8 protein-coding genes and 1 other RNA gene are annotated in these 12,531 nt (G+C 43.4%); 5 read left to right on the forward strand and 4 right to left on the reverse strand.

Annotated features, from left to right (window positions below; translation table 11 throughout):
* The first annotated feature begins 137 nt into the window (after positions 1-137).
* A complete protein-coding gene (locus tag MHM93_RS17250) occupies positions 138-1,028 on the forward strand; it encodes a DUF3014 domain-containing protein (RefSeq protein WP_239449971.1) in 891 nt (296 codons plus the stop codon).
* 46 nt (positions 1,029-1,074) lie between these two features.
* Here MHM93_RS17250 and MHM93_RS17255 read toward each other — a convergent pair whose 3' ends face one another.
* Positions 1,075-2,919 (reverse strand): M20/M25/M40 family metallo-hydrolase, encoded by a 1,845-nt coding sequence (locus tag MHM93_RS17255; protein WP_239449972.1) that lies wholly within the window; start codon positions 2,917-2,919, stop codon positions 1,075-1,077.
* A 59-nt stretch (positions 2,920-2,978) separates the two neighbouring features.
* On the reverse strand, positions 2,979-5,159 hold the full coding sequence (locus tag MHM93_RS17260) for a M4 family metallopeptidase (protein WP_239450003.1): 2,181 nt from the start codon (positions 5,157-5,159) through the stop codon (positions 2,979-2,981).
* Positions 5,160-5,626: 467 nt separating this feature from the next.
* Here MHM93_RS17260 and ffs point away from each other — a divergent pair.
* The 4 genes from ffs (at position 5,627) to MHM93_RS17280 (ending at position 9,320) form a co-directional block, all read left to right on the forward strand.
* Positions 5,627-5,723: signal recognition particle sRNA small type (gene ffs / locus MHM93_RS17265), an RNA gene on the forward strand.
* Positions 5,724-5,855: 132 nt separating this feature from the next.
* Positions 5,856-6,488 (forward strand): TnsA endonuclease N-terminal domain-containing protein, encoded by a 633-nt coding sequence (locus tag MHM93_RS17270; RefSeq protein WP_239449973.1) that lies wholly within the window; start codon positions 5,856-5,858, stop codon positions 6,486-6,488.
* Positions 6,478-8,316 (forward strand): transposase family protein, encoded by a 1,839-nt coding sequence (locus tag MHM93_RS17275; RefSeq protein ID WP_239449974.1) that lies wholly within the window; start codon positions 6,478-6,480, stop codon positions 8,314-8,316. Before MHM93_RS17270 ends, MHM93_RS17275 begins: the two co-directional genes overlap by 11 nt.
* A gap of 2 nt (positions 8,317-8,318) precedes the next feature.
* Positions 8,319-9,320 (forward strand): TniB family NTP-binding protein, encoded by a 1,002-nt coding sequence (locus MHM93_RS17280; protein WP_239449975.1) that lies wholly within the window; start codon positions 8,319-8,321, stop codon positions 9,318-9,320.
* Between the two features lie 2 nt (positions 9,321-9,322).
* Here the strand turns inward: MHM93_RS17280 and MHM93_RS17285 are convergent, their stop codons facing one another.
* Complete coding sequence (locus tag MHM93_RS17285) at positions 9,323-10,144, reverse strand: DUF3226 domain-containing protein (protein WP_239449976.1); 822 nt, start codon at positions 10,142-10,144, stop codon at positions 9,323-9,325.
* Entirely contained in the window at positions 10,137-12,350 is a 2,214-nt protein-coding gene (locus MHM93_RS17290; protein ID WP_239449977.1) for an AAA family ATPase, read from the reverse strand. The genes MHM93_RS17285 and MHM93_RS17290 overlap by 8 nt, the downstream gene beginning before the upstream one ends.
* Positions 12,351-12,531 lie beyond the last annotated feature (181 nt).

The following is a 12,531-nucleotide window of genomic DNA, read 5'->3' on the forward strand; positions in this document are numbered from 1 at the left end:
ACTTAAATGGACACATAGTGTTAATGTAAAAGATTCTAAAATAAAAAGATATGCTCAACGGCGAGTATGCTCGCAGCAATTAGGGCAGATTACTTTTTGAAGATTGGCGATTTTGACTTTTTCATAACGGAGCCTTTATGAGTGAACAACCTACCGAACATGAGAGTAAACGCGGACCCAGCCGTAACAACATCATCCTAGCATTGGTGGTGTTAGTGGTGCTGGCTGTGGTGGTAATTTTTGTCGTCAGCAAACAATCTCAACAGCCCTTACCACTTGAGGCCACCCCTGAGCCTGCGCAGTTGCCAGTGGAAGACAAACCTCAGCCTGTTGCAGAGCCCGAACCTGAAAATAAACCCCAAGCCGCGCCGACAACCACAGACGTGAGCAACCCCGATGAGCAGCAACAGCGTCCACAGTCTCGTGAAGACGAACAGCCCGAGCCGCAACCCGAGTTGCCGGCCTTGGACGATAGCGATGAGATGGTTAGCGCCAGCTTGCAGCAATCACTGGCTCAATCCAGCGCTAATTTGCTGGTCAATGACGACTTGATCCGCCGCACTGTGGTGTTTGTCAATAATCTCGCCGAGGGGCGTGTGGCCACAAACCACTCGCCAGTGGAAAAACTCGAGCAGCCTTTCACCGTGGAAGAAGGCGATGTGCTGACGATGGATCCGAAGAGCTTTGAGCGCTATGACCCCTATGTTGGTATTTTGACCTCGATGAATACCGATCAGTTGGTGGCACTGTATGAACAATATGAACCACTGATTGAACAGGCCTATGGTGAAGTTGGCGATCCTAACAATAGTTTTGAGGCGCGCTTAAAGCAGTCGATTGACTTGCTTTTAGAGACTCCCGAAATGACTACTCAGGTCCCCCTATTACGAGATTCAGTCACCTACAAGTATGCTTATTCCGAATGGGAGAATTTACCACCCGCTCAGAAGCAGCTATTACGCATGGGGCCAGAGAATGTTGAGAAGGTAAAAGCGGTGTTGAAGAAGCTGCGCGCAGAATTGGATTAATTCAACTTTCTTGAAAAAAGGGGGCCAACGGGCCCCTTTATTATTACTAATTGGCGGTGATCGATAAATTTACACCCGTGGCGCTATTATAGCCGTACAAATCAATGTACCAAGTTCCACTTTGCGGGTTGCTAATGGTACAGGTTTCATTGTTACCATTTTTGTATGGACGGCATTGCCATTGCGACTGACTCGACGGAGAGCCAAGGTTTAAATACAGATCGGCATCGCCGCTACCGCCGGATATACTCACCTGTAATTGCGAATAGCCGCTAGTAAGAGGCTGCTCAAAGCGTTGCCATTGAGAAGACGCGACAGAAATCGGCCCTTCGCTACGATTAATGGGCGTTGGACCGGTTGAACCTGTTTGATACTCACCGACCAGATTGACACCGGAAATGGCATTCCAAGCCTCAACCATCACGTAGTAAGTCCCTGTTTGTGGCGTGCTAAAGCTGCAGCTTTCTGTGCTTGATGCCGTGGTGCTTTTACAATCATAGCTACTGAGTGTCGGTGGCGTGCCAAATTGCACGTATAAATCAGCATCACCGCTGCCGCCATAGGTATTAAAGTTAAGATCAGTGGCATCGCTGGGTACATCCATGGTGTAAAGTAGCTGTTCCTTAGCGCCAGCGCTAAGACCAGATTCAACCACACCATTAGTGAGCTCGTTGTCACTCGGTGGTGGCGGTGCAGAGCCAGCGCTTTTCGCAAGCTCAGCGAGATAAACACTGGCCAAGCGTGCAAAGTTGATGGCATGACTGGCATCAAACTGGTCATCACTACTGGTGTGAATTCGGTAGTTGATATCACTCATTTTTGATTCAAACGGCATCGAGGCGGCAAAGCCTTGGTTATGCCAAGAGGCATGATCCGAGCATCCGTAACCACATTGATCATAGCCAATAACCAGGTCACTAAGATAAGTGCTGGCAAGGTTTGCCATAAATTGATTCTGGCCGCTATTGGTATAATCGGTCATCAATACAATATCTTCAGCTGAGCCGTTATTACCGGTCATATCAAATTGCGCCATGCCCACCACATTGATGCCTTGGCTTTTGTAATCACGAGCTATAGCGCCGGAGCCTCTAAGTCCCACTTCTTCGGCCGCAAAGCCCATAATTTTGATGGTCCGTTTAGGCTTAAAGTCACTGTCGACGACCGCTCGCAGGGTTTCGGTTAATACTGCAATGCCGCTGGCATTATCATCAGCTCCCGGAGCACGACCTTGGCTGGGTGATGATTGATTAATCGAGTCTAAGTGACCGCCAATGATCACCACTTCATCACTTAACTCTTGTCCGGCGATTGTCACCACCACCGAATCTTGGGCCCAGCTATGGTTGTAACTTTGCACGGTGATATCACTGCGACTACTGGCGATTTGTTGCCAGTGGGTGCGTAACCAATCTGCTGCATCGACACCGCTTTGCTGTGAATAATAACGGTTATGAAATGCTGCTAGAGTACTTACGGTGTTATCTAGACGAGTGGTGCTCAGCTCAGCCAGCAGCGCCTGGGCTGCAGCGGGGTTGTCGATGCTGTAATTAACAGTAGCAACTGTTAGCGTGTTATTGACTTGAGCCTGTTGCAAGTAGGCTTTCGCCGCTTGCTCAGATTCATGATAAATAAAGCCGCCACAGCGTTTGTATTCATGGTGCATAAAATCGCTTAGCCGATGTATATGCTTAGGATCTATAGCGATAACATCAACTGCTGTGCCAGCGATTGATTGCGTTGCAGCGCTTTGCCACTGTGTTTTTTGCTGTTTTTGATAGTGCGCCATGGCATGGGCCTCGACCGTGATCCATGCCTTTTCCGGTGCCGCTAAGGCGCTGTTCGTAGCGCAAGCAAGCGCCGCACCGATGGCGAGGTAAGAATATTTCATAAGATGGGTCCTTAAACGAAAAAGGGGCCAGTAGCTGGCCCCTACTCAGGGAGAATGATTTAGTCTGCTTGGATGGACAGGGTGACACCACTAGCTGCGCGGTAGCCACGTAAATCCATATGCCATGTACCTGCTTGCGGATTGCTAAAGGTACAAGTTTCTGAGTTGCCATTGCGATATGGACGACAATCCCAGTCGCTGGTGGTTGATTGCGAGCTAAAGTTGACATACAGATCCGCATCGCCACTACCGCCGCTAATGGTTACCGTGAGGTTACTGTAGCCACTGCCAATGTCTTGGCTAAAACGAGCCCAGCCGCCTTGGTTAACACTGATGTTGCTCTCGGTGCGGTCGATTGGCGTTGGCCCCGTGCTACCATCGTCATAGTTACCTTCTAAGGTCACATTACTGATCTGGTTCCACGCTTCGACCATGACATAGTACTCGCCGCCTTGAACGGGGCTAATTGCACATGACTCAGTACTGGTTGATGACGTGCTGTTACAATCGTAATCGTTAAGCGTTGGACGTGAACCGTATTTCACGTATAAATCAGCATCACCTGAGCCACCTGAGGTGTTAAAGGTGAGATTCGTAGCACCTGCGGGCACATTCATAACGAAGAACATTTGCTCTTTCGCCGCACCGGAAATACCTGTGCGAGGCACACCGTTGGTGATTTCTTCATCAGGTGTTGGCGGAGTTGAACCACAGTCACTACCCGCGCTGAGGCTTGATGTTACCCCTACAGCTGCTAAGGCTGCTTTAACATCATTAGGTTCATAACCAAGATCGCACGCGGCATCCATAACACCGTTACCTGCTAAGTCCCAGTTGGTGCTCGCTGTCCAATAAAGCTGGTTAGCACGTGCCATGGTCTTAAAGGCCTTTTGTGTATCCCAGCCGCTGGTGGTTGCCAATAAATAGAAGGCCTTGTTGTACACCCCTGAGCTGTAATGCACATCCATGCCTGAGTAGTAATCTGATTGATTACCAATGGAGCGGCCGTCTTGTGGCGGGTTAGCCATGTAACGTAACGCACCATTACCTTTGAAGATTTGCTCACCGACGAGCCAATCATTACTACCTAGCATGTAAGCTTCCGCAGCTTCACCAGCCATATCGGAGAACGCTTCATTTAAGCCGCCTGATTTACCAGAATAAATCAATCCGGAATTTTGTTCGGTAAAGCCGTGGCTGACTTCGTGTGCAGACACATCGAGGCTAACTAATGGGTAAAAGGTTGTGGCGCCGTCACCGAAGGTCATCGCTTGGCCATCCCAAAACGCATTTTCATAGTTATTGCCATAGTGCACGCGCATACGTAACTGGAATGACAATGGCGCAGTACCAACCCAGTCGTTGTACATGTTAAACACTACGTTGCCAAAGTAATGGGCATCATTAAGCGGTGAATAGGCGCCATTTACTTGCTGGTAGGTATTTTCTGGGCAGGTAAAGCTGTACGCTGTTGAACCGCTAGTACCATTGTTGAGGTTAATGGTGCGCACATTGGCGTTTTCCATGGTACAGGTGCTGCCAGATTGGCTCACATCTAAATAGCCGTAGTCGGTTCCGTAATTGTATTGACCGGTTTTCTGGTTGCCGCCCGGGCCGGTGGCATCAGCATGCTGTAAATTGTCGAACTGATGCAATACATTACCGCTTTTGGCGTCGATAATCATGTAGGGACGCGACGGGGTATCACCATAACTGTTGTAGGTCACCTCATAAGCAAGGTGCGCTTTGTTCGCATCGTCTAACCAAATGACTAAGCGAGATTGCTCATTCTCGATGGCAGGCGCTGCTTTGCCTTGATGCATTTTACGATGCATGGCGCGCACTAGTTTGCCTACTTGCTTCTTACTTACCTTGGCGTTTACCGAGGGGACGTCGGCAGCGATGTTATTGACCACGGCGCCATGGGCACGAATAAGCTGATCATCTTTGTTGTAAGTTAGAATGGCATGATCGCCGATAACAGGAATGCCTTTGTGCATTTGCTGATAGCGAAACGTTTTATCGCCGTTTTGGCTGTTGTACTGCTTTACAACACTGATACCATCCTGAGTATCAAGGCCGAGTACCGTTGCAGTGGGGGAGGCTGAAACGGCAGTCGACTTTGCCATCATAATATCTTTAATTTGATTTTGTTCACTTAGGTAGGTTTTTTGCGCCGCAATACTCGTTGCGGGCAAAATTGCTGCCAGTGACACGGCTATTGATAAGGTTGATAGCATAAATCCTTGAGGTTTATTCATTGTTTGCTCCCGATTAGTTTTCCCGAATGGGTGGTGCTGAGCACCGCTAATACTCGTTTGATCCTGCAAACTTCTCCAAAGCGAGCGATTCTAATCTAGTCAAAATGGGTACTAATGTAAAATAAAAGTAAAAATTATTAATTTAAAATTAAATAAATATTAAATTTATCCAAGTTGCTCAATGCCTTGACGGGTAATTTAATGTGTTAAAACGTAATCAAGGTTAAAATGTGTACACTTTTGTTTCCAAAATGTGTAAGCGAAAGCTTGTTGCCTTACGTTGGTTTAGCGAGTTACAAAGTAGAGCAGGGCTAAAGTGATGCGTATTACTGCGAAATGGTCAGTTACTAGGCAGTTGGTAGTAAATAGTAGGATTTTCCTTGAATCCCAGTAGTAAAGTCGCGATAATCCCTCCTGCGCCCAACGAAGGCCCTCAATGGTAGCCTTATTGGTCCTCTCGCAACACTAGCAGGTGAATCTGGTCAGGCCCGGAAGGGAGCAGCCACAGCGTGTGACGTGTGTGCCGAGATGTGGCTGGTAAGGCTGCCACCCAAATTCCCCCCTTTGTTGTTTGAAGTATAAGTTGACATATTTGAAGTATAAGTTGACATAAATTTGAACAATAAGTTGTCATAGCCTATTTTTTAGTCAGTGCGCTAAAAAAAGAAAACGGCTATGTACCGACGTAAACTCAAACACTCCAGAGTAAAAAACCTTTTTAAGTTCGCCAGTCAAAAGAACAAGGCGACCTGTCTCGTAGAATCGGCATTAGAGTTCGATGCTTGTTTCCACTTCGAATATTCCCCTGCGATTGTTGCATTCGAGGCTCAGCCTCTTGGTTTTAAATACGACTTTGAAGGCCGTACCTGCCCATATACACCTGATTTTCTATTAACTCACAGCGATGGCACGCAAAAGTATATCGAGATAAAGCCGGTAAAAGAGCTTGCTAAGGATGGGTTTCGGCTACGCTTTGAGCAGAAGCAATTGGCATCAAAGCAGCTGGGTATTGAGCTTATATTGGTGACAGATAAGCAAATTCGAGTATTTCCTGTTTTAGATAATCTGAAGCTATTACATCGTTACTCGGGTTTCCAGGCATTGACCGAATTACATACGGTTGTTGTTGGGTTAGTGAAAAGCACTGGGTTAGTGAAGGTCGCGCAGCTTGTGAATTACCTAAAGGTTTCTGCCGGAGAGGTTTTATCCATCGTTGCAAGGCTGTTATGCATCGGGCAGTTGGCAACAGATCTCACTGCAGATGCACTTTCATTAGACTCTGTAATTTGGGCCTCAGATGAACAGTAAAAGTCTGGGGTTGTTTGACGATGAATTCCAACATCCGATACCCCAAGTAGAAGCACCAAAAAGCACCAAAGCTGAGAAAGACCTTAGTGCTTACCCGCAACAAATACAGCAGACAACATACGCTAGGTTAAAATATATTCGGTGGCTCAGAAAGCGATTAGTGGGGGGTTGGACCGAGAGAAATCTCGAGCCCTTAATTAAAGAAATGCCTAAATTCGAAGGTGCAGACAAACCGACCTGGCGCACTGCCGCGCGTTGGTTTAAATCTTATTCTGAATCTGATGAATCCATATTTGCACTTATCCCCAAACATCTAAAAAAAGGGAAAAGAACACAGAGAACAGACACAGACAAGTTCTTTGAAAAAGCGCTTGAACGATTTTTGGTGAAAGAAAGGCCTTCTGTTAGCTCAGCCTATCAATATTACAAAGACTTAGTGTTAATAGAGAACGAGAAAGTAATAGGTGAAGATTTAAGGCCTTTAACGTATAAGGCGTTTAAGAACCGTATAGATAAATTACCACATTATGAAGTATTACGAGCCCGCTATGGTAAACGTATCGCAGATTTAGCCTACAACAAAGTAGAGAGCCACAAGAGACCGACACGAGTGTTAGAGAGGGTAGAGGTAGATCACACTCCATTAGACTTAATTCTATTGGATGATGAGTTACAAATACCGCTAGGACGGCCAACTCTAACCATCTTAATTGATGTCTATAGCCATTGTGTTGTCGGGTTTTATCTTGGTTTCAATGACCCTAGTTACGATGCAATTCGGCGGGCGATGCTAAACGCAATGAAACCCAAGAACTGGGTTAAACAGAAGTATCCGGATATAACCCACGATTGGCCTTGTTGCGGAAAGATTGAAACCTTAGTGGTAGATAATGGTATTGAATTCTGGGGAGAGAGTTTTGAGTCGGCTTGTGCACAACTCGGCATTAACTTACAGTACAATCCGGTGGGTAAGCCGTGGCTTAAGCCATTCGTGGAGCGAATTTTTGGAGTAATAAACACTCAGCTATTAGATCCTATTCCAGGAAAAACCTTTTCAAATATCTTAAAAAAGGAGGGCTATGATCCAAAAAAAGACGCCATCATGCGCTTTAGTGCGTTTATAGAAGTCTTCCATCACTGGATTGTAGACATTTATCACCAACAGGCAGATAGCCGTTTTAACTATATTCCTGCTGTTGAGTGGGATAAGGGGTACGAGCAGCTCCCGCCAGCACCACTATCCAGTGATGATACTCAGCGTCTGGAAATAGTACTTGGGATGAGCGTATGGCGGCATATTCGTAAGGGCGGTATTCATTTTGAAAATTTACGTTACGACAGTAACGAACTTGCTGATTACAGAAAGCGCTTTAGTCCCAAGGCTTCAGTAAAACTGATGTTGAAGGTGAATCCGGAAGACCTTTCTATGGTTTATGCCTTTTTACCTGAGTTAGATCACTACATTGAAGTGCCATGTATCGATCCTAACGGTTATACAGTGGGCTTGAGTCTACACCAACATAAGGTCAATGTTCGCTTACAGCGTGATTTTATCGGTTCTCATATGGATGTTGCTGCTCTAGCCAGGGCGAGGATGCTGATCCACGAAAAAATTCAAAGCGAAGTTGAATTGCTAGCCAACTTGATGCGAAAACCCAAAGTAAGGGGCGGTAAGGCTTTGGCCAAATATCAAAATGTCGCCAGTGACAATCTTGTATCGGTGAAGCCTAGTCCACCCACTAAAAAGCTACCTGACAAAGTAGAAACAGGGGAAGAGCAGAATAAAGGTGATTGGGACGACTTCGTGTCAGATTTAGAGGGCTTTTGACTATGCTCTCAGAGATACAAACGCAGCGCCTAAATGAGTTTATTGATGTATTCATTGAATACCCATTAATGACGACAATCCTCAATGACTTTGAACGCTTAAGGGCGGGTCAAAAACTTACCGGCGAGAAGCAATGTATGTTGCTAACGGGTGACACAGGTTGTGGCAAATCTTCTGTAATTAACTATTACAAAAACAAACATCCGGCATGTCACATAGATGGTGTCTATCATCACCCCATACTGGTTTCTCGCATTCCCAGTCGTCCAACGTTGGAATCAACTATAGCGCAGCTAATTAGCGATCTTGGTCAGGTAGGAGCTGCAAAAAGGAAGTTAAAACACAATGATGCCAATCTTACTGATTCATTAATTGCTAATTTAAAATCGTGTGGCACTGAGCTCATTATTATTAATGAATTTCAGGAACTAGTGGAATCTAACCAAGGGAAAAAGCGCAACGAAATTGCAAATAGGCTCAAATTCCTGAACGAAGAGGCGGGGATTCCGATAGTTTTGGTAGGTATGCCATGGGCTGAACAGATAGGCCAGGAGCCTCAGTGGTCATCGCGTTTGATGATACGGCGCTTTATTCCTTACTTTAAGCTCTCTAAAGATGTAACGCTGTTTGTCCGAGTGTTGATGGGCTTGGCCGCACGTATGCCGTTTCGTGAGAAGCCTCTTATACAACAGCAAGATATTGTCTATGCCTTGTTTGCGGTATCGAAAGGCTGTTTCCGCACCTTAAAGCATTTTCTGAATGAAGCTGTAAGGCAAGCCCTTATATGCGGTTCAGAAACATTAACCAAGCAGCATCTCAGCGCCGCATTTGAAGTATTTTACCCAGGCATAGAAGACCCGTTTAAACTATCGGTGGATGAGATCACGGCCTGTGAGGTAGAGAGCTACTCGGTATATCACACCGACAGTAGCTCGGATAATGAGGCGCATAATCCAACGCGGTTTACGGAGAAGATGCCAATAGCTCAGTTGCTCAGGAAGTAAATCTATTGAAATAGACCTACTATGTCGACGCAATGGACATTAGTTGTTAATTCTTCGTAAGTGAGAAAGTCTGTATTTGCGATAAAAACACTATTGTTCATACCAGAAAATTGTAGCTGTCCTGCAATAGATAGTTTCGACTTCTTATGTTTGAATTTTCCTGAGCCTTTGTATTTTTTACTTGCAGGTGTACAAACGTATTCTCTGGTTCTGGCAGCGTCAATTAAATTGCTTTGGATAAAGTCTTCTGAGTTATTGATGATTTCCTCTTCACTCTTTTCTATCATGTCTAATAATACGTCCTCCAAAGTCCCTACTTCCTCACCGCTGTGAAAAATATAAGCCCCATATTCAAATTGACCATCATAAAAAATTTGGCCTTGCGATAGTACAGAGTTTAGACCTAGTTCTTGAGTCAAGTGAGTCAGCCTGTGAGAAATGCCTAGATCATCAGCATCGAATAAAGTAATAAAACGGAAGATGAAATCAAGATTGCTGAAATCATCATTGCCAGAAAGCATTCGGTACATATCTAAAACTTCTGCACGTTCGTCTTGCCGCTCATCTCCCCCCATGTTGTGAAATAATATGAGGCTATTTCCGTTATCTAATGCAACCGAGGGAAGTTTGTAATCTGACTGAAAACCCAGTTTCTTATCCGCGATGTCTTTTTGTTTTAAAATATTCTCAAAAAGTTTTCCTAGTGGCTTATGAAAATCCTTTACTTTTTTGTTATACGGAACGAAATGGTGAGCTTTCAATACTCTGCTTACAAAAGCTATATCATGTTGTCCCTCACACAGTACTACAATTACTCTATCCATGAGTTGCTCCCCTTATATCCAAATCAATACTTTCTATGAGCTGTAACAGCCTTATTCCGTCAACTTGCTTTTTCGACATCTCTTTGCCATTTTTTTCCAGTAAAAAGCCAGATATGGATTCATTACAGTATTCATTTAGAAGAAATGCATCAATGCACTCTTTAGAGTGAGAGGTCAGAAATACCTGTACATTAAACTCTTCAGCAAGCTCTTGGGTAAATTTGGTAAATTTAATTAGTAGTGAATAATGTATCGCTGTTTCAAACTCATCGATACAGATAATACCATTACTACAAGCGGCAAAACTGAGTGCTATGTACCATATTCTTTGAAGGCCTTCGCCATAGTTAGTTATGTCTAAATCTTTATCTGAAAGCTCAGAAGACTCCACGATAAATCTTCTGATTTCATCATGTTCGACTAATCTAATATTTTGGATGTTTGAGTCGATTTCCTTCAAAAAATTAACAATAATATTTATTAAACTCCGGCCTTTAACCTTTACCTCTACAGCTCTAGTGTGTTCCTTCATCACATCTTCAGGATCATAAAAGTAAGGACTTTTAAAAACAGAATTACATAGCTTAACAACTCTCTCGTTCTCTCTAATTAATGGAGAGTGTGCGTAAGTATGCACGGTATTGGGTAATGAAGATTGATCAATAGTTGAAATGAGAGAGTACGAAGCTATATAGTCTTCGCGTTTATCAATATTACCAGCCTCAAACTTACTAAACTCAACCTGAGTTTTACAGTTGTTAAACTTTCCCGACACCTTGATACTCGAATTTAATTCTTGGTTTAGCCATGATGTACTTAATTTGAGTACTTTGTTTTTCAAAGCTGCGAGCTTAAAAAAGGAGCTAATATCATTCTGGATAGACAATAAATAAATCGCTTCTAAAAGTGATGTTTTACCACTGTTGTTCATCCCAGCAAAAATGTTAATTCGATTTAAGCTATCTAGTTTTAATCCGGATATTCCTTTATATGACTCTACCGATATTTCAGAAAAGTGTTGTGATATTGAGTATTCGAATGCGACTGAAAAATTACCCTCTTCAATATCGACAAGCTGTTGTTTAGGTAATAACTGATATAGCTGCTCTTTAGCTTCTTTTAGCTGGTCAAAATCTTCGCTAGAAATTAAATTTTGATAAGACTTTAAGGATGTTATGTTGTCTTTTAATTTAGATAGTGCTTGAGAATAGTTTTGTTTATCCTTAGTTCCACTAGCCATTAACCCTTGTGCGAGGCTACGCTCTTCCTCCATAACAGATAAGGCTTGTTCGTTATTAATGAATAAGGACAGGTCCCTAATCTCTAGGGATTTAGTTATTATTGGTTCAAATTCTTCATATGGATCATCAAAATCATCGAGCTCATCGTCGTCATGTATTCTTTCCTCGGTTTTAGATATCCAAGAAAATATTCGGTCGAGATTTGCTCTGTTTCTTGGGTAGTAATTATCATCATCCCAATCTAACCAAGCCCGAATTGTAGGTTTTTTAATGATTTCCTCAAATAGGCCATACATGGTGCTTTCAAATTGATCTGAGTAATCACTTTTTTGATATTCTAGGATTAAATTATAAACTCTTTGCATGGCTCTAAGTTTATGCTTGGTAATCCCTAAAGAGCCGACGAGTTGCTCTTCTTTCTGGACATAGCTTTCACTGCTTTGTGGTTGATAGGGTTTCAAATAATCATATATTAGCGTGGCTTGATTAAATGTGGCCCACTTTTTATTACCGCTTATGTGTTTTAACCCCATTAATATGAGGTGCTTGTCCCTATCGTCAAACTCATGAATTTCGAAGGGAACTTTTTTAAAAATTGCAGGATCCAAATTGCCTATTGGTAGTCCTGAATCATAATCCTCTTGAAGACATTTTAAAGCAGCAACACGTCTGTTACCTTCAAGGACTTTAAATCTGTTATCACCTAAATCCTGGACTTGAATGACATCTACTTCTAGAAAGCCATTTGCTTTCAGGCTTGCGATGAGGTCTCTTATATTCTCTCGGTTCTTACCTTCAATGAACAACCTTGCGGCTTTTTGTACTCTGGTATCAGTTACTTTTTCTTCTGATACCTGTTCATGTTTTTCATGATCTATGAATCTATAGTTATTAGGATCAAGAAAGAGGTTTTTTAAGTATTTACTCACCCTTTGAATCCTTTCATTGGATAAATTCTCAGTCATGTTGACACCTCTTTATGAATCTTTAGCTTTCGTAATTGCATTTATATTTCAGACGCATAAAACTACATCAATTATGTTATAAACACTAGTCTCCTGGAAATTGAATTAGGGTTAACTTGTAGTAAGATATATTTACTAAAATATCCTTAGTACACTTCCGTCTGATATACTAAGAGAATCT

Origin of the sequence: Pseudoalteromonas sp. MM17-2 (assembly GCF_022347945.1) — a bacterium.
GTDB lineage: Bacteria > Pseudomonadota > Gammaproteobacteria > Enterobacterales > Alteromonadaceae > Pseudoalteromonas > Pseudoalteromonas ruthenica.

Coding starts and splice junctions, on each gene's coding strand:
- MHM93_RS17250 (WP_239449971.1), top strand. CDS start 138: ATGAGTGAACAACCTACCGAACATGAGAGTAAACGCGGACCCAGCCGT.
- MHM93_RS17255 (WP_239449972.1), bottom strand. CDS start 2,919: ATGAAATATTCTTACCTCGCCATCGGTGCGGCGCTTGCTTGCGCTACG.
- MHM93_RS17260 (WP_239450003.1), bottom strand. CDS start 5,159: ATGCTATCAACCTTATCAATAGCCGTGTCACTGGCAGCAATTTTGCCC.
- MHM93_RS17270 (WP_239449973.1), top strand. CDS start 5,856: ATGTACCGACGTAAACTCAAACACTCCAGAGTAAAAAACCTTTTTAAG.
- MHM93_RS17275 (WP_239449974.1), top strand. CDS start 6,478: ATGAACAGTAAAAGTCTGGGGTTGTTTGACGATGAATTCCAACATCCG.
- MHM93_RS17280 (WP_239449975.1), top strand. CDS start 8,319: ATGCTCTCAGAGATACAAACGCAGCGCCTAAATGAGTTTATTGATGTA.
- MHM93_RS17285 (WP_239449976.1), bottom strand. CDS start 10,144: ATGGATAGAGTAATTGTAGTACTGTGTGAGGGACAACATGATATAGCT.
- MHM93_RS17290 (WP_239449977.1), bottom strand. CDS start 12,350: ATGACTGAGAATTTATCCAATGAAAGGATTCAAAGGGTGAGTAAATAC.